At 45.6% G+C, this 17,297-nt stretch carries 15 protein-coding genes and 1 riboswitch; of the genes, 3 read left to right on the top strand and 12 right to left on the bottom strand.

The genetic code is table 11. The features are described 5' to 3' along the window. Nucleotides 1–169 precede the first annotated feature (169 nt). The 7 genes from AC0YNX_RS04410 to AC0YNX_RS04380 form a co-directional block, all read right to left on the bottom strand. The gene (locus AC0YNX_RS04410; RefSeq protein WP_475814422.1) at nt 170–685 is read right to left on the bottom strand and encodes a hypothetical protein; all 516 of its coding nucleotides are present in this window, start codon (nt 683–685) and stop codon (nt 170–172) included. Nucleotides 686–788: 103 nt separating this feature from the next. Then, a riboswitch (SAM riboswitch) is annotated at nt 789–918 on the bottom strand. Nucleotides 919–1,007: 89 nt separating this feature from the next. Beyond that, complete coding sequence (locus tag AC0YNX_RS04405) at nt 1,008–1,352, bottom strand: YciI family protein (RefSeq protein ID WP_475814421.1); 345 nt, start codon at nt 1,350–1,352, stop codon at nt 1,008–1,010. A 279-nt stretch (nt 1,353–1,631) separates the two neighbouring features. Continuing rightward, nucleotides 1,632–2,651, bottom strand: coding sequence for a Delta(5) desaturase DesA (desA, locus tag AC0YNX_RS04400; protein WP_475814420.1), 1,020 nt, complete (start codon nt 2,649–2,651; stop codon nt 1,632–1,634). A 210-nt stretch (nt 2,652–2,861) separates the two neighbouring features. After that, nucleotides 2,862–5,339, bottom strand: a complete 2,478-nt coding sequence (locus AC0YNX_RS04395; RefSeq protein WP_475814419.1) for an alpha-mannosidase — start codon at nt 5,337–5,339, stop codon at nt 2,862–2,864. 50 nt (nt 5,340–5,389) lie between these two features. Further along, nucleotides 5,390–6,277: a helix-turn-helix transcriptional regulator gene (locus AC0YNX_RS04390; protein ID WP_475814418.1), complete on the bottom strand. Its 888-nt coding sequence runs from the start codon at nt 6,275–6,277 to the stop codon at nt 5,390–5,392. A 192-nt stretch (nt 6,278–6,469) separates the two neighbouring features. Next, nucleotides 6,470–7,405 carry a VanW family protein gene (locus AC0YNX_RS04385; RefSeq protein ID WP_475814417.1) on the bottom strand — a complete coding sequence of 312 codons (936 nt, stop codon included), beginning with the start codon at nt 7,403–7,405 and terminating at the stop codon, nt 6,470–6,472. 63 nt (nt 7,406–7,468) lie between these two features. Beyond that, a complete protein-coding gene (locus tag AC0YNX_RS04380) occupies nt 7,469–8,419 on the bottom strand; it encodes a homoserine kinase (RefSeq protein ID WP_475814416.1) in 951 nt (316 codons plus the stop codon). Between the two features lie 153 nt (nt 8,420–8,572). Between AC0YNX_RS04380 and AC0YNX_RS04375 the strand changes: the two genes are divergently transcribed. Continuing rightward, nucleotides 8,573–9,832 (top strand): sialidase family protein, encoded by a 1,260-nt coding sequence (locus AC0YNX_RS04375; protein WP_475814415.1) that lies wholly within the window; start codon nt 8,573–8,575, stop codon nt 9,830–9,832. A gap of 68 nt (nt 9,833–9,900) precedes the next feature. On the opposite strand, the gene AC0YNX_RS04370 is transcribed toward AC0YNX_RS04375, so the two are convergent. The 3 genes from AC0YNX_RS04370 to AC0YNX_RS04360 all read right to left on the bottom strand — a co-directional run bounded on the left by AC0YNX_RS04370 (nt 9,901) and on the right by AC0YNX_RS04360 (nt 12,620). After that, the gene (locus tag AC0YNX_RS04370; protein WP_475814414.1) at nt 9,901–11,091 is read right to left on the bottom strand and encodes a glycoside hydrolase family 73 protein; all 1,191 of its coding nucleotides are present in this window, start codon (nt 11,089–11,091) and stop codon (nt 9,901–9,903) included. A gap of 202 nt (nt 11,092–11,293) precedes the next feature. After that, the gene (locus AC0YNX_RS04365) at nt 11,294–11,938 is read right to left on the bottom strand and encodes a GntR family transcriptional regulator (protein WP_475814413.1); all 645 of its coding nucleotides are present in this window, start codon (nt 11,936–11,938) and stop codon (nt 11,294–11,296) included. Nucleotides 11,939–11,975: 37 nt separating this feature from the next. Then, nucleotides 11,976–12,620, bottom strand: a complete 645-nt coding sequence (locus AC0YNX_RS04360) for a GntR family transcriptional regulator (RefSeq protein ID WP_475814412.1) — start codon at nt 12,618–12,620, stop codon at nt 11,976–11,978. A gap of 267 nt (nt 12,621–12,887) precedes the next feature. Here AC0YNX_RS04360 and AC0YNX_RS04355 point away from each other — a divergent pair, with 267 nt between their 5' ends. Together AC0YNX_RS04355 and AC0YNX_RS04350 are read left to right on the top strand one after the other, a co-directional pair. Then, nucleotides 12,888–13,646, top strand: coding sequence for a C40 family peptidase (locus tag AC0YNX_RS04355; protein WP_475814411.1), 759 nt, complete (start codon nt 12,888–12,890; stop codon nt 13,644–13,646). Between the two features lies 1 nt (nt 13,647). Further along, nucleotides 13,648–14,292 (top strand): EAL domain-containing protein, encoded by a 645-nt coding sequence (locus AC0YNX_RS04350; protein ID WP_475814410.1) that lies wholly within the window; start codon nt 13,648–13,650, stop codon nt 14,290–14,292. Nucleotides 14,293–14,349: 57 nt separating this feature from the next. Here the strand turns inward: AC0YNX_RS04350 and AC0YNX_RS04345 are convergent, their stop codons facing one another. Beyond that, nucleotides 14,350–14,928 (bottom strand): WxL domain-containing protein, encoded by a 579-nt coding sequence (locus tag AC0YNX_RS04345; protein ID WP_475814409.1) that lies wholly within the window; start codon nt 14,926–14,928, stop codon nt 14,350–14,352. A gap of 307 nt (nt 14,929–15,235) precedes the next feature. Further along, complete coding sequence (locus AC0YNX_RS04340; RefSeq protein ID WP_475814408.1) at nt 15,236–17,287, bottom strand: WxL domain-containing protein; 2,052 nt, start codon at nt 17,285–17,287, stop codon at nt 15,236–15,238. Nucleotides 17,288–17,297 lie beyond the last annotated feature (10 nt).

Here is a 17,297-nt window from a genome sequence, read left to right as displayed (position 1 = left end):
CTAATAATATAGAAATAGGTTAATATAATGTCAATATATCATAAACAATTAAACCTAATATACTATATACAAATGATATATCAATCGTCATTTACCAGGAAGATAGAACTACTTTTGAGCTATTTTGTCGAATCAAGGCGTCCGGTTATTCCATCGATGCTAAGCTTACTTAAAACGAGATGTACGCTTGCGCATGATCAAATAAGTAAGCTCGGTCCAGCTCTCCCGGCAGCACAGTGTCTCTTCTGTCTAGATGGATTTTTCCGATTAGATCCATTAATGCCGATTCAATGATCTCTACTCTAACGTGACCCCATGATTCTTCTTTTCGCCTCGGGTAACTGATGCTTTGGGCCAAGCTCAGACCCTTCAATCGCTGGAATTGAGCCGCCCACATCGTCCAATCTCCCGTGAAACTTTGCGATGAAATCGCCAATTTGCCGAAACCTACTATGCCTGTATTCGTGGAAATCGCAATGATCCCGCAGATATCCGTCTCAGCTTGGAGCTGCAGCTTTTCTCTATGCGCTTGATCGAATCGAAAACATTCAATACGGGCAATCCTACAGTTCTGCAGATCAGCAATACCTCTCAAATTCTGCAATGCGACTTGAAGGTGATGAAGCTGCTCGTTGTAGTGAGCTTGCTCTTCGACCCTATTAGGGTTAGAAATCGTAATCGGCATATGGGTGTTCCTCCTACATGGATAATCATTTCGCGTATGAAAACAAAAAATGACCTTCTCTGTAACAAGAGAAAGGTCATTATCATTCAAAATCATATCCTCCCTCTTATCTCCCAGATTCGCTTAAAGAAGCGTTTCCGCAAGAATTAGCACCGTGCATTCCTTTGATTAACAAAGGTTTGTCGGTTGCCGGGTTTCATCGGGCTAGTCCCTCCACCTGCTCTTGATAAGAAAGTTCACTGTATTCAATTATTTCAATCATACTATAATGCGCTTTGATGTCAAGAAATTTCAGGCTGCATCATTCATGCAACAGTCCATGCTATTCAAACACTTGTCGCAGTTCAATCTGACCTTCCCCACGTCCTTGCGGGTCTGGCATCCGCATAGCCCACTCGATGGCTTCCTCCCTCGAATTCACATCAATCAGAATGAAGCCGGCAATCAATTCTTTCGACTCCGTGAATGGCCCATCCGTAACCACTGGCTTTTCCTCTGGATTCGCAAACGAAATACGAATACCTTCTGAACTTGGATGAAGTCCTTTCGCCATTACTCGCACGCCTGCGCTAACTAATTCCTGATTGTACTTTGACATGGCTTCTTGGAGCTCAGGACTTGGTCCTTCCGGATACTTCGAAGCTTTAACAATCAACATGAATAACATCAATCTTCCTCCTTAATTATGAGCCAGGTTCCTGCCCTAGAAGACCATCCTAATTGGCCTCTGTATACATACAACGAACGAGAATAATCTAAATCGACAAATGAAAATAATAAATAAAAACTTTTTCGGCCAGTAACTACAGCAGAGTATACCGGGCTGTCCACAATATTCCCCATAACAATCCAATATCCTGCCCCGTTCAACGTGCATGTTCCCAACGGAAAAAAGAAAAAGCCCGCGATTAGGCGGGCTTTCTCGGAGAACTATGGCTTAGCAGCGTTATGCCGCATTGACACCTTGTGCCTTCTGCATCCGCTTCAAAGCTCGGAATCCAATAAATTTACTGCTTGCTTCATCCCAAAGTCTGAAATTCAGCGAGGACAAACTGGTTAGCAGTGTAATTTCCTGTACCTTCTGCATTCGCGGACTGGATTGATGTACCGCTTCCAGATTGTAGTTCGGAATTCTGGGGCTCAAATGATGGATATGATGAAATCCGATATTGCCAGATATCCAGTGCAGTATTCGGGGCAACTTATAGTAGGAGCTGCCTTGCATCGCAGCAGCTACATAATCCCAATTCTCATCCACTTCATAATAAGAATCTTCGAATTGATGCTGAACGTAGAACAGCCAAATCCCTGCAATGCTTGAAACGAAGAATACCGTTCCCTGAATAAGGAGAAACGCCTGCCAGCCTATAGCCCAGCAGAGCAGTCCAGCAATAGCAACGATCCCTAAATTGGTTAGGTAGGTGTTGTAACGCTCTTTCGCGCCTGCGCGCTTACGGTTAAAGCGGTAGTCGATTAGGAAAATATACACGGGACCGATCGTAAACATGATGAAAGGGCTGCGGTATAACCGATACACCAGTCTGCGCAAAGGCGTCGCTTTCACATACTCGTCGACCGTCATCGTCCAGATGTCGCCTGTCCCTCTCCGATCGAGATTGCCACAAGTTGCATGATGTACAGTGTGGCTGTGTTTCCATTGAAGGTACGGTACATAGGTCATTATTCCCGTAATGGTTCCTACAATATCATTCGCCCTGCGATGCTTGAAGAAAGACTTATGACAGCAGTCATGGAAAATAATAAATGTTCGCACCAGAAATCCTCCGGTGACGACGGCTAATCCTAAGGTCAGCCAAGCCGAAACAGATAAACTCCAATAGGCGGCAAGCCATAGCAGCACCACTGGCCCGATTGTATTCACAAGCTGCCAAATACTGTTCTTCAAACGTGGTTTTTCGTAGAATGCAATCTCTTTTCGCCAGTTATCCTGCTCTGAATCCTTCATGTAGTAAGGTTATCCTCTCTTTGCGAGCCATCTTAGAGCTCCATTGTACCAACAATGGTACTACGTTGATAGGGCAAAGTAGTTCCAAATAGTTTATGCGAGAGAAAATGTGTCGGCTACTGTCATATTTCATGACTGATAAAAAACACCAAACAAGAAACCCGCTTCCTCATTTCGGAGCGGGCCTCAACATTCTCTGAATCGCTTTAATTATGGATACTCAATCAAATTCACTTCATGTACAGGCTGGCTCGAATCGCTTGGAATGAAGAACGTCTTGATCTCACATTTGCCAAAGCTTGTACGCCAGGAACGGTTCAGCAGAGGGATCACGATTTCTGTCTCCTCCACGGCCGAACTCGATGTCTCATAACAGCGCAGAATCCAGCCGTCGCCATCTTCTGCTTGCTTGAATACAGTTGCCACCACTTGCTCCGAGGCAATCTGAATGCCTTCCATGCGCTGCGGCAGCGGACCTTCGTGATACGTTTCCCATACGCCGATTGGCTGTACGTTCAGTTCATAGGCTTTGCGCACGATGCCGTTCTCCTGCCAGGAGCCACTGTGTGGGACAAGCGCATAGCTAAATTCTTGTATGCCCTGATCCATATACTCCACTTGACTGTCGCGTACCCCGTAGTGATCGGCGAAGATCGGGCTGCGGACAACTGTCATACGCGCTTCGGAGCCCATAACGTCATATGCGTATTTGCCCGTATTCAGAATAGCTAGACCGCGCAACTCGCCTGACCCCTGCGCCTGTCCGTACACATCGAACCATTGTTGCCCCGGCACTTCCCTGCCGTTCGTCTCCCGGCGAATGAAACCATACGGGATCTCCGACACCGATTCTGGCTGCTCGACGGCAACGGGGAACGACAGCTTCAGCATCTTGTGCTTCTCCCTCCAGTCGAGTTGCACGTTAACCTGAAGATCAGTAGCGTGGTGATGGAGAATGAAGTCCTGTCGCAAGGTGGAGCCGTTATATCGGCTCGTCACGCGAATAATGCCGCGCAGCGGACCTTGTTCAAGCACCTTCACCTCGGCATCCGAGAAATAGCCGATGAGCTCACGGTAGCTATGCAAGCCATGTCCCCAAGTATCGCTATGATGCTCGTCTATGATGACAGGCACTGCGCCTGGACCGTCCAGTACTTCGGTATTTGACCGTTTGTCTACCAGGCTCTTAATCGCACCCGAATTCGCATTAAATTCGACGCGAAGGAAGGCGTTCTCAAGCACATGACCTTCTGCGCTCACCGGTACATCCACCGACTCCGATTGTGACTCCTTCGTCAGGTAGCACCAGTAAACGCGGTAGCCCATTGCCGGGACTTGCGCGATGAAGAGCGTATCCCAATTGTCTTGTCCGTTCGTTCTTGAAGCGCGCACCGTCTGAATCGGCACAGGGTTCCCCTGATCATCGGACACAGCGGTCATCTTCCGGTTCGCGTGAACCGGCACCTCTACTTCCCATGACAGCGGGTTGAAGATGACGAACGGCGTGCCGTGATCGCCCTGCTCCCACGACATCCAGTTCTTGTCCTTACTGAGTGCGCGCACTTCCGGCTTCATCGTGTCAATCGACCAAGAGATGCGCTGCGTCGCCGCGTTTAATGCTTTTGCCGCAATATGCAGCGCTTCACCGTAGGATTCACGAGCATCCTGGAAGGCTTCGCGGATGCTGCAGCCACCCATAATATCGTGAAACTGGTTGAACAGCACATTCTCCCAAGCGACTTTCAATTGCGCATTCGGATACTTAAGTCCGAGAAGCACATTCGCGGCCGAAGAGAACTTCTCCGCGTTCAGGAGGCGATGCTCCGCACGGCGATTGTTCTCCTTCGATTCCGAATGCGTGGAATAGCAGCCTATCGCATGCATTTGCAGCTCATCCTTCAGAACGGGAAGCTCAGGCTGAGTCGATTCGATCTCGGCAAAATAATGATTCGGCGTGCTAATGACAAGTCGCTCTTGACCGAACTTCTCCTGAAGCTCTCTAATCACTTCCAGATTGCCTATTGTCGGTCCGCCGCCATGATTGCCAACACCGTAGAAAGTCATATGCGCATGGCCATCGGTATCTGCCATCTGTCCGTGATTCAACACTTTCTCTTCAAACGGTGAGCCCCAGCTGGTCGAGTAGTTATCCGAGAGACGGAATGTCAGGACACGGCTGCCATCCTCTGATTCCCACCAGAACAAATTCTTGTCCAGCTCCTTCTCATGCTTCTCGGGACGCATGAAGACGTAATAATCCATTCCGCTCTTCTTCAGAAGCTGAGGCAGCATGCCATTATGACCGAAGGAATCGACATTGTAGCCTACCTTTGCCATAACGCCGAATTTCTCTTGAAAATAACGCTGTCCATAAAGTCCATGCCGCGCGAAGGATTCACCGGATGGCAAGTTGCAGTCCGGCTGAATCCACCAACCGCCGACGATGATCCAGCGGCCTTCCGCGACGCGAGCCTTGATCTCTTCGAACATGTCAGGCGCATTCTCTTCTATCCAGGCATAGTAGGCTGCACAAGAGCGAGTAAAGATAAATTCCGGATATTCCTTCAAGCGATCAAGCGCAGAGCGAAAAGTCGCTTTAATCTCCGCATAGCCTTCCTGCCATTGCCACAGCCACACAGGGTCCAAGTGGGCATTTCCAATCAAATGAATTTTTCCGATTTGCGTCATGAGAGAACCTCACCTTCTCGATTATGTCATTCAAGTCACAGAATACCTGTTCAAACTAATGGTTTATGTAGTTCACGGAATGAGGACGGTGTTACCATCGCAACCTGACGAAATAACGTTGAGAAATAAAACTCATTCTTTAATCCCACAGCAAGCGCGATTTGTTTCAAGTTAAGCTGCGTTTCGATCAATAGCTTCTTCGCCTGCCTAATTCGGATATCGTTCAATTTCTCAATCACCGTTACGCCTGTACGTTGTTTGAATAGCCTTGCTAATGTCCGGTAACTAACATGCAGGCTGCTTGCGATATCCTGCACGCGCAGCTCGTTCGCATAATAAGCGTTCAAATATAGAAGCGTTTGCCTGACAATCGCATCGCTGTGATCGTGAGACTCCAACAGATGAATTTGCGTACTTGCTCGCCAGTCTTCGAACAAGCCAGTTATCCAGCTCGCGAAAGCGGATCGCAGTGCAAGCACGCTCATCTCGGGACGAAGCGTCAGCAGAGGTTCAGCCGTCTCAGGCTTTAACGGATACGGCCGGACTTGCGAGAAGCATCGCAGAAATTCTTTTTCTTCGGCGGTACCCGTTCCGACTTCGCCAACTTCTTCGACGATTTGCCATCGAAGGCAGAACCCATCGTCACTCTCCCCTTGTCGATGCCGATGAGAGTGAACAATACCTGGCGGAATGAGGTAGGACTGCCCCGCTTCAATCCGGAACTCGTTCCCGGCTAACGTCGTGTAGAGCCCTCCATCAGAGACGTAATTGTATTCAAACCAGGGATGACGATGCGATGGATACGACCAGTCTTTCTCATGTTCGGCCGACAGCGCATCCAGTAGAGTAATCGTTAGACCCCCAATTCGGATCGGTTGAAGCATAAGCAGACGTAGCTGCTGAAGAGGAATCCTGTATGCCGCCGTGCTACTTCTCATCCCTTCCGTCCCCCTTCATAATTCAAAATTATAGAAGAAACTCGTCAATCCCGTATGACAAAATGGTAGATTTCTTTATAAAATCCTGCCATCTTATCATTCATCTGTCTCCCTCGATTTGCAAGTTCTATTATGGGATCTCATCAAAAAAACCGCGCAGAGCGCGGTTAAAGTCGTCATATCATCCTAAATCTATGGGCTTCCTGGTATCTCCATCTCTTCGGCGGATGCGGAAATCTCCTCAGGCAGCTGTCCGAAGGACATACCCGGTACCACGCGAGGCTTGTATTCGATAACGTCGGAGGAATAGATGGAAACGAACAGTTTGCCTGGAACCGCCTGAGCTCGGATGAGTATCGGCTGATTGTAGAGATTCTGAAAGACAAAATCCGGTCCGTCCCAGCTAACTGTCGCGTCACGTCCCGGTCTCACATAAGGAACGTTGCGGCTGTGAGAGTAACGCTTCACAATATGAAGTCCCGCACGGTCGCTCGCATTGAACAAGGTTGAGGAGACCTGACAGATCCCGCCTCCGATCCCTTCCGATAATTCCCCTCTTACGATGACCGGAGCATCCAGGTAACCTTTTTCTCTGGTGCGTTTGCCGACGATTTTATTGAAGGAGAATACTTCCCCAGGAAAAATGACCGTATTATTAATCGCTCTGGCAGCCAGAAGGATGTTATGCGATCGGTTCTTGTTGCGGACGTTATAATAAGTTGCATAGTGACCAATCGGTTTTTCTCTAATATTCGCCAATAATTCGCGATCAACACGCGGATAAACGTTGTCAAGCGGCACATCGATAACCGACGAGCCTGTACCGTAGAAGTATTCGAAGAACTTCTCGGTAAACATCCTCTCATTCAGTCTGTGTCCCGGTTCTTCGGATTTAATTCCACCGTAATCATTAATGACCGCGTTACGAGGGCTTTCATAGCTCTGTCTCTCCAAGATTCTCAGAAGCCGATCGAATTTGTCCAAATCCACCATTGTGAAACCAGGTGAAGCATAATCCGCGCGATCGATGATGACAGGAGGTTGCCCTTGCAGCGTTACTGTTAAATGCTCGGCGCTATCGACCGTCTTGAACATCCATAATATTCCTGTTAACCAAAGCCAGTTCATAAAGCGTCCTCGACTCTCCATTTTTTGGAGATATTGTGCCCGCTTTTCATGAAAGTATCCTGTTCACTTGTTGAACAGCTGGAGATGAAACTGTTCTCGCCCAATCCCATTTAAGAAGTCGATTTTCCGTTTCTCATAGAAATCCTGCCCATTCCCGCGTTCAAAGAACCAGACACAATCGATTAAGATGCTTAACTTGTATACATCGAATAGATGCAATTCTTCCGAGCTTTGCAGCGCCCTGTATTTCGTATACTCGGCAACAACCTCTCTAGCCTTCCCCATATCAAGTACTTCGTCATGATCGTGACGCCAAGCCCAAGACTCGATTAAACCTACGAGATCAAACAGAAGATACGTGTAGTTGGCATCGTCAAAGTCGAGCAAAGCATGGAACTCATCATTTAAATAAAGCACATTGGAGAAGTGGAAATCCGCGTGACAGATCCCCATCGGCAGCGACTGCGGGAGCTGAAGCTGTAGCAGCTCTTGCTCATGCCAAGCGAACTTCTCCATCGCAGCTGTCGTGTTTATTCTGCGAGAAGCTTGATCGGCAAGCTCACGGCAAAGTTCTACGCTGTAATTCCATCGCTCTTGTTTATTTACAGGAGAGTAGTGCTGTGTGAGGGTGTGCAACTCTGCCGCTTTCTGAATGAGCTGCTTCCTTTGGTCCATCGTGGGCTCCTCGATATGTTGACCGTCCAAAAATTCGAAGAGGACATAGGGCTTCTGCTCATGAACGCCGATATAGCCACCATGCTTATTGATGATAGGTGCCGGACAAGGATAGTGCTGCTCCTTCAAGTAAGCGAGGAGGCTTACTTCGAATAAGACGGATTCCTCCTTGCGATTCTCATAATATCTGAACACATATCTCCCACTAGTGGTGTGGAGAACGATATTGGTTTGCACGGCCCCGCCTGCACAAGGGTCAGAATGAACCCATTCACCAAGATCGTAGTTTGAAAGGATATGGAGCAGTTCCTTGTTGCTGAACGTGGTTTTGATCGCCATCTGTCGTCACTTCCTTCCACTTATATTTTCAAGATATTCCCACGTTTTCCTGCCAACTTCATCACCAGCGCGCAGCCCAAATCCGAGATGGAATATGACGAGCCTAAGCGAAATATGATGGTGAAAAAGCGTTCGTGTGGAGGCGGATGTCAAATGACGAATTTTAATTTCCAAGTTACAACCGGAATTTTGCCGAAATATGAGCCAAGCATCGCGGTCAATCTGCTCATCCCGGGCATCATGGTAGCTACTGCGACCGACCATACGGATGGAGAGTCGCCTAAAGTCGGTCTTTATCGTTCGATAAACGGTGGCGATTCATGGACAACCTCGTTACTTCCGCTGCCACCGGGAATATTCACCGGAGCGGAGTGCGCGTCCGTTGCATACAGATTCCCTAGCACCTTTATCGTCAGCGCTCATGTTTTCCCCGGACATCAATTCGGATCGACCTTTGTCTATGTTTCTAACGATAATGGCGCCACGTTCAGCAATCCAATACTTGTCGCGCCCGGTTACGGCACTTACATTAATAATGACGAGACCTTCCTAATCGCAGATAACGGACAATCTAGCCCCTACTTGGGCAATGTTTATGTCGTGAGAGCCAATCAGTTCAATGTCGCTAATAACGGCAATATTACAGCTTTCTTAGATCGTTCGAGAGATGGAGGCTTGACTTGGGATACGCCTATCCTGCTCTCCAGCCCCGTGGACAAAGTAAGAAGGCCGGCCGTAACCGTCGATCTATCGGGCATTGTCTATACAGCTTGGATTACAGTGAACACGCCGAATGACCGCTACTACATCCGTCGTTCATTCGACGGCGGGACGACCTTCGGCAACGCGATAATTGTCTCGGACGTCGTCCCAGTTCCACTCGTGCTCCCGGTACCCGGCTATGGCTTCAGGGTATTGACCTACCCAAGCATATCTTGTGACAGGTCCATCGGGCCTAACACCGGCGCGGTGTATGCCGTATGGCAGGATAACCGTCTGGGCTACGCCGACATCTTCATGTCCAAATCGGTCAATGAAGGCGCAGCTTGGTCGCCGCCAGTCAGCATTACGGGAGCTCCGGCCGGTTCGCAGAACTTCTTCCCATTCATTGACGTCGACCCGTTAACGGGCGTCGTTAATATCGTCTATTATAGCAATCAAGTGAATAACTTCGATCTTGACGTCTATGTGGCGCGATCCATTAACGGAGGGCAAACATTCACGAATACGCGGATCACGAATGTCTCCTTCAGCCCTAATACGGGGCAAGTTGGCCCCGATCCCGTTAAGACGATCGGCGATTATATCACGATCACAAGCGTTCCTCCCGGCGGCTATATCGCAACATGGATGAGCACTGCGCCAGGATCGCAGACTATATTTGCTGGGTACTCTGATATCATCATCCCATAGTCTAGACGTCAGTTTGTTACGCGCAAAAAAAGCCTGTTCCTGACATGTCGTCAGGAGCAGGCTTTTGTTTAAGACGCGGTTCCCATAACTACATATTTCGAATTTGTCGTCACCCACGAATCATTGCCAATTCGGCACCAACCGGGCTTCACCTCAAGTATCTTCCAGGCGCTTCTTGCAGGTAGTACTTTTATTATAGTTCCTGCGCCGTTCCTCATATTCAAGGCAGACTTTAGCGTGACAACCGACGGGTAGACGGTGAAGGTCATGCTTGTGCTTGATGTACCGGATTTGGGATCAGATTCAACTAGGCTTCTCGAATAAACGGTTACGGTGTACGTCCCCGGAATTGTCGGTTTAAAGGTATAGGAATAATTGCTTGCACTCTGAGCGGGTAACCATGTGTCTTTACCGTTTATCGTGTACTTCGCCGCCATCCTGTATGCAGGAGTCGATTGAGCATTCACAGAAACCGTATTTCCAATTATTTTATTGGGGATACTAAGCCCCGATATCGTTGGTGTAATCACATTTGAAGGAATCACTAACTGCGGATTATCTAATGGCGACGGTGCTGTAGGGAACGGTGTTGGTGGATTTGGCGGTGTTACATGCACCGGGTCGAACCGAGTCAAGTCATAGGTTTCGATTATACTCACTAACTTTCGCGAGTATAGCGGATCTGTCGAATAACCTGCATCGTAGATTGATTTTGTTGCTTTCTTATAGTCACTCTCATTAATAACCGCACTGTATCTTTTACCCGTTAGGAATAAAGAATGATCCACGATGGAGTCATCCCAAGTCGGATACTTACGGAATGCTGATAATTCCTTCACCCATTGACTATCAATCATCTCATCCGCGTTAACCGTAACCGTATCTCCTGCCCAATTGTAACCTTTCTTGATTCCAAAGATGTTATTCGCATTCTTCACCAGGTCGCTTGTACCCCAATAACTCTCCAGAATCGATTGAGCTAGCGTCAAGGAAGGGAGCACACCATACTTGGACCAACCTGCCTTAGCCCCGTCTTGGATGGCGTCGATATAGATCGCCTTGGCCTTCGCGTTCAAGTTCCTGCCATCAAGCTCGACGACATTAGAACTCGGAAGAGTAACCTTGATGTGATTGCCAAGATAAATGACATCTACATCTACATTATCATTGCCATCTGCACCTACTACAACTCCAGTCTCAGCGTAGTAAGCATTGGTGGATTGGTTTATCATTACATAATCGTTTAAATCAATGGACATTTGAATCCCCCTAGTAATTTTTATCTATATAAGTAATACAGCTACCTGCATGTCTTCCGCCTGTTCAAAACAACAGCTCTGATTGTACACAATAAAAAAACAGGTGTACACATATACATATTTCCAAGTCGTAATTGTACACGCGCACATAAAAAAGAGCCTCTAGAATCGCTTCTAAGGCTCGCCTTGATATTCATTGTAGCTATAGAACCAAATCCGTTATCGCATTCCGCGTAAGCTGCAGCCAGGTTGCGATCGCACTCTCATAGTCCTTGCGTTCTAATTCCGTGAGAAATTGTTTTAATGAATCCACTGTTGATGCTAACCCCGATTTTCTAGTTGTAAACACAGGTTGGGCAGAATGTATCATGAAACGATTGTTAATATCTTGGAGGATCTCTAGCATAAGTTCGTTATGAGATGGAGCTATTAGAATACGGAGAAAGCGATACAAGGTCTCAAAGTATTGGACATGATCATTCTTTTCAGTCTCGGCTTCTAAGGATTCGACACACCTGCGTAAGGATTCAATGTCAAACGACAATCCTTTTTTCTGAGCCTTTTGTATGGTAGTCACAATAAAGGATTGCTGAACCTCATATGTATTAATGACTTCCTGCATCGAGAACCGAGTATGATTCACCGTTGAACCAAATTGGCTTTGAGTGGATAAAACCCCTTCTGACTCAAGTCTTTCTATTGCCCGCCTAATGGGTGTCCGACTCATATTTAACTCTTCGACTAAACTTTTTTCATTTAGAGGAGATCCAGGTTTTAAGCTACCTGATAGTACACGTTGTCGAATTTCATTGTAAGCTTGTTCTTCTAATGTTCTTGATCTTGGCATGGTACTTATCACCTCTTGATGGATAGCCTTATTGGTTTCAAAGGATATAATCCTTCATCGAATCTCTATGTGTTACTTTTAACATGTCGATGGCTTCTTCGTATTTATGTTGTTCCAGGATATCGACAACCACTTTAAATTGATTAATGGTACGTTCGATCCCTTGTTTACGATATTGAAACGCCGTTGCTGATGCTCCCGCGACAAATCGCGTCCATAAATCATTCATTACATCCTCCATCAGATGATTATGATTAACGCGGATAATGGAGGAATAGAAAGACGCCATCGTCTGAAAGAAAATCTGAGGCTGTTCTTTCTCAAATGCCAATTCTAATGTTTCGATACAGTCGCGTAATGTTGGAATATCAAATGTCAGTTGTTTTTTTTCTGCTTTCTCGATACTTGCTATGGCGAAGTAGAGCTGGATTTCGGCCATATTTAATATTTCCTGCATCGATATTTGAATATTATTGATAACCGATCCGTAATGACTGTGATGTGTAACTAATCCTTCTGATTCTAATCGCCCCAGAGCTCTTCGAATGGGAGTTCGACTCATCCCTAACTCATCAACCAATAGCGCCTCGGATAAATGAGTATCAGGCGTATATTTACCTTGTATAATGTGTTGTTTGATTATACTGTAGGCCTTCTGCTCAAGTGTTTGCGATTTCGGCATCGTTGTTCAACCCTCGTTCTCCATATCCTAATGAGCCTCACGCCCAGTAGTGGTGTGGGGTTTTTATGTTCCCCCTATCATTACCATTGATCATGTTTTTTTATTGTGTACAATGAGAACTGTGCTTCACGGGGCATTGCGCAGTGTTTTCGTGAACAGATTGAATACAACCTTGTCTACATGACAAGTTATCGTTGGTGTCGGGATATCCATTTTTGAACATGTTGTACAAATATGAATTTGAATGTGAAAGGGAGAATACAACAAATGAAAAAACTAATTACGTTGTTTATAGCTTTAGTCATGATTGCTGTTCTTATTCCTACAATGTCTTTTGCCGCTTCGACTACGAATGCCGTTATAATCAAAACAGCCAACTTCCACTACTCACCTAAAGTAACGAGTGGTACATATGGCTACGTCAAATCTGGGACAAGAATTCACGTCGTGAAATTCAATCAATGGTGGGTCAAAGCATCTTACAATGGCCATACAGGTTACCTATCAACTAATTATGTTAAGGTAAATGGAACGACGCAATCTTCAACTAAGAAAGCTTCAACCAAGCAAGTTAAAGCCAAACAAGCTGCTCAAACCGTTACACCAGCAGCGGCACAGTTGCCGCAAAGTGTTAACGATAAGGTGCAACGCATAATTGACCTGGGGAACAAGTACAAAGGCATTCCTTATGTCTACAGTGGTACGACGATTGTTAATGGTGAATTGCAAACAGCTGATTGTTCAGGACTTATGAAATACCTATTCAGCACGGTTGCAGGAATCAAACTGCCTTCAGGTTCAATCAATCAATCTACATTTGGTCAGTATGTGCCACGCGATCAAATTCAACCCGGTGACCTCGTGTTTTCTGATACCAATGGTGACGGCAAGACTAACCACGTCGGCGTCTATGTTGGCAATGACTTGGTTCTTCAAACTTATAGCGTAGGTATTGGCGTGACTTTCTCGAAGTGGACAGACTCGTTCTGGTATAACCATTGCACAGGCGCAAGACGGGTGATGTAGAATGCTGGACATGTATTGCGCATACCAATCCATTAACACGCCAGATGAAGTTCATGGATATGAATCATTGATTCATGGTTTGAAATCCAGGCAGCTTATATCGATGCTTACGCAAGCGAATCCAGCTCAAATGAACGAAATTCGTGAGATCGATCGCATGCTGAAGATTTTGGCTGTAAAATCCTTTATTTGTCCCGGAAAGAAACTGTTTATCAATTCACATCCTTTCTCCGATCAATTGATACCTTGGAATTGGGATGAATATACTCACGTGAAACCTGAACAAATTGTGATCGAGTTAACGGAGCATGCCCCTCTATCTTCTCACGTCATTGAAGAGATTGAGATGTATAAACAATTAGGTGTTCAATTCGCAATCGATGATTTGGGCCATGGTTACTTTAACTTCCCATTATTGGCGAGAATCAAGCCTTCTTACGTGAAGATCGCGAAAGAGGTCACGATGGACATTTGTAATTCGACCCAATCCTTCGAAATGTTCAAGCACCTTATTCATATGTGCGAAGTCCTGAACAGCAAGATCGTTGTTGAAGGCATTGAGAATATGGATCATTTCGAGAAAGTAATGGGTTATGCGGATTACTTTCAAGGATATTTCTTTAACAGGCCAGAGCGCATGTCCTAATAAAAAAAGCAAACTCAACGACATCGTTGATGTTTGCTTTTTGGTTTCTCTAAGACATTACAATGGTGCGTCTGCAAGAACCCAGGTTAAGTTTGTTGTATAGTGAGCATCCGGTACGATAACAGAGGAATCGGGTACGGTAAGAGATACAGTACCCATTTCCTTCCCAACATCCGCAATAGATACGATTTGAGCAGCACCACTTGGATCTAATGTTATTGCCGAAGCTACTGGTGCAAGCGCTTGAGCATTTACAGAATTAACGTACGGGGCGCTTAGTGCTAGCTGGGCACCAATCAACTCTGGCCCATTACCATTAGCTCTGAATTGCCCATTCTGGCTAACTGTTAACGTCCAGCCTGCATTTGACCCGCGATCATCTGTCACTTGAACAAAGTCTATATTCGAGTAATAAATGTGATCGCTACCAGAACCAGAAGCTATCTGAGGGTTGAAATGAATATCGGATACATAGTCAAGACTTAATGGTCCCTTTGTTCCCGGATCATGAATAAAGGTCACATCTGCGTATGAATCCATAGAGTCAGCAGCGGCTGCATATGCCGGTAAGCCTACTGATAGGACTGTAGTTAAAGATACTGCACCTGCTAAAGTTAATTTCGCCAGTTTTAACATGCGATTTCCTCCAATTATCTGAACACCCATAGGTAATATTCCTTATAACCCTTCCCATATGATGCCTATATAGGCATCAAGAACCAATACCACACCACCAATTTAACTCCGTGTTCTCATTATTTCAAGTCATTTTTATTTCATGTTTTTCGCGTTAGAATGACGTTTTCTTATGTAAAAAAGGGTTAACTTTTGCTTGATGATACAAGAAAATGCCATACATGCTTATCGGTGGGATGTAGATCAACCTACCAATAAGTTTGTATGGCATTCGTGATGATTTTGACGGATTTTCTTTCGTTCTTCATTAAAGTGGCGTATCCGTTAACGTCCAAAGTAATTGCGTGGAGTATTTGGCGCTTATAACTTTAGCCGTTGTACCAGGTACGAAGAGCCTTACACTTGTCGAGCCTTGTACATTATCTTTACCATAGCCTAGTGTCCAGGTTCCGCTTCCCTTCCCTGTAGCTGCTTTGGCTACATCTTGGGCAGCACCGTTTGGATCTAGTGTGACTGAATCCGATACTGGAGCATATTGCTCAGCAGTGATTGAGTTTACGTACGGGTTTATTAATGTCAGTTCCGCACCAGATAATACGTTACTTCCACTCATGAATTGCCCGTTCTGTTCGACCGTTAACCTCCAACCTGAGTTTGTTCTACGGTGATCTGTTACTTGTACAAAGTTCGGTACTTGAATTGTGGAACCACTTGATGTTTGTTTTACTTGATCTAATTGAGCTGTATAAACTTGATTATTGCCGGAAACTTGAAGCTTGCCAAAATGGAAGTTCGATACATAATCAATACTTAACGCATTCTTTATTCCTGGCTCATGCGGATCATTCGAATCTGTTGGATCAACAGGTCTTACTGTACTTGCCGGGTTTGATGGATCTACTGGATTCTTTGCTTCTGCAGTTACCGTCACATCTGTCGCCTCACTCGTATTGCCTGCAACATCCGTTACACTCGAGCTTACATGATCTCCCTCGAATAAGCTATCCGGCGTGACAGATACTGAGTAAGAACCATCTGCACCTGCTATCGTGCTTAGGGTCGAATGGTCAGGAAAAGTTATTGTTAGCGTACTATTCACTTCCGCCGTTCCTGTAATCGCTGTGCTTACATCTGTTACGGAGTTCACTACTGGCGGCAACACCATTTTGTCGACCGTAAAGTGAACCGTTGTTTGGTTTCCAGCATGATCCGTCAACACTAAAGTGTGTGTTCCATCAGTTGGATTGATGGCTTCAGAATCGATGTTTGTTCCATCTAACGTCGCCGTTTCAATTCCACTTAGTGCATCACTGAAACTTATGTTGGTTGCAGTCGTGTTGTTATATAATTGACCTTCCACATAGTTTGTAAACGGTGCTTCTTTATCCAAGTTAACCGTGAAAATCGCACCTGGATCTGTGGCAGGATCGCTTTGGTTTCCATAAATATCTTTAGCTCTTACTTGAATATTAGTCGTACCCGGTGTTGTAACCGTGTAGTCAGCACCTGTAGTTGTTGCATTTGTTAGACCAGTTGAACGCCAAGTTGCACCGTTGTCTGTTGACATTTCATAGGTTGTAAGGTCAACAACAGCGTCAACGTCACTTGCCGTAAAGTGAACGGTTGTATTTTGGTTTGTCCAGTTGCCTGCTCCACCTGTATAACCTGCTGGACTTATTACACTTGAAGCAGTTATTGTCGGAGGTCCAACAAGTGTAATTACCGGATTGCTTAACTTTATAATAGTTTGGGCATTTGTTCCAGTAGCAACACCATCGTCCAGAAAACAGTTAATGTAGGTTACAGGGTTTGTAGCAGTAAATGTCACTGTGTATCTCCCATTACTTAGTGGTAGCGCGCCTGTAGAATTCAATTTAAAGCCCATTGGAGAGTCATTACGTACATTCAATGCTACTATTGGTGTCCCTTGTATCTGAATATATTGTATATCTGCAGAGACTTTGTACTGTTTACCTACAACTGTATTTATCGCGTGAGATACAATATTAACATTTTGCCCACCAGTTAAATCTTGATTACTTAGCAATATCCCTCCAGTTGTTGGTTGTACCTTAGCAAATTGTCCATGAGGATCTGCAGTATACCAACCATCACCATTATAAGATAAGTTGGTAACACTTTGGCCGTTCGTGGCACCTCCGCCAGTTTGCGTAAACGACGCAAATAACCAACTCGGAAAACTATTATCCGTACTATTGAAATTAAAAGTAGTGTTTTGGAATAAATTTGATCCTGCTGCATATGCAACAGGAGCTTTAAGATCCCTAAGGATCGGAAATGATGTTATGAACAGTACATTCGCTAATATAGTCGATACAATCATTTTTTTGACATTCATAAGGCATCAC

It is taken from the genome of Paenibacillus sp. J31R98 (genome assembly GCF_056269245.1).
The sequence above is the reverse complement of the archived record's forward strand: the minus strand, read 5'-3'. Positions and strand labels throughout refer to the sequence as shown.

Excerpts from the sequence above, each read along its gene's own strand:
- AC0YNX_RS04405 (WP_475814421.1), bottom strand. The coding sequence starts at position 1,352 with ATGTTATTCATGTTGATTGTTAAAGCTTCGAAGTATCCGGAAGGACCA.
- AC0YNX_RS04385 (WP_475814417.1), bottom strand. The coding sequence starts at position 7,405 with ATGAACTGGCTTTGGTTAACAGGAATATTATGGATGTTCAAGACGGTC.
- AC0YNX_RS04370 (WP_475814414.1), bottom strand. The coding sequence starts at position 11,091 with ATGTCCATTGATTTAAACGATTATGTAATGATAAACCAATCCACCAAT.
- AC0YNX_RS04365 (WP_475814413.1), bottom strand. The coding sequence starts at position 11,938 with ATGCCAAGATCAAGAACATTAGAAGAACAAGCTTACAATGAAATTCGA.
- AC0YNX_RS04340 (WP_475814408.1), bottom strand. The coding sequence starts at position 17,287 with ATGAATGTCAAAAAAATGATTGTATCGACTATATTAGCGAATGTACTG.
- AC0YNX_RS04360 (WP_475814412.1), bottom strand. The coding sequence starts at position 12,620 with ATGCCGAAATCGCAAACACTTGAGCAGAAGGCCTACAGTATAATCAAA.
- AC0YNX_RS04390 (WP_475814418.1), bottom strand. The coding sequence starts at position 6,277 with ATGAGAAGTAGCACGGCGGCATACAGGATTCCTCTTCAGCAGCTACGT.
- AC0YNX_RS04380 (WP_475814416.1), bottom strand. The coding sequence starts at position 8,419 with ATGGCGATCAAAACCACGTTCAGCAACAAGGAACTGCTCCATATCCTT.
- AC0YNX_RS04345 (WP_475814409.1), bottom strand. The coding sequence starts at position 14,928 with ATGTTAAAACTGGCGAAATTAACTTTAGCAGGTGCAGTATCTTTAACT.
- AC0YNX_RS04410 (WP_475814422.1), bottom strand. The coding sequence starts at position 685 with ATGCCGATTACGATTTCTAACCCTAATAGGGTCGAAGAGCAAGCTCAC.
- AC0YNX_RS04395 (WP_475814419.1), bottom strand. The coding sequence starts at position 5,339 with ATGACGCAAATCGGAAAAATTCATTTGATTGGAAATGCCCACTTGGAC.
- AC0YNX_RS04355 (WP_475814411.1), top strand. The coding sequence starts at position 12,888 with ATGAAAAAACTAATTACGTTGTTTATAGCTTTAGTCATGATTGCTGTT.
- AC0YNX_RS04375 (WP_475814415.1), top strand. The coding sequence starts at position 8,573 with ATGACGAATTTTAATTTCCAAGTTACAACCGGAATTTTGCCGAAATAT.
- AC0YNX_RS04350 (WP_475814410.1), top strand. The coding sequence starts at position 13,648 with ATGCTGGACATGTATTGCGCATACCAATCCATTAACACGCCAGATGAA.
- desA (WP_475814420.1), bottom strand. The coding sequence starts at position 2,651 with ATGAAGGATTCAGAGCAGGATAACTGGCGAAAAGAGATTGCATTCTAC.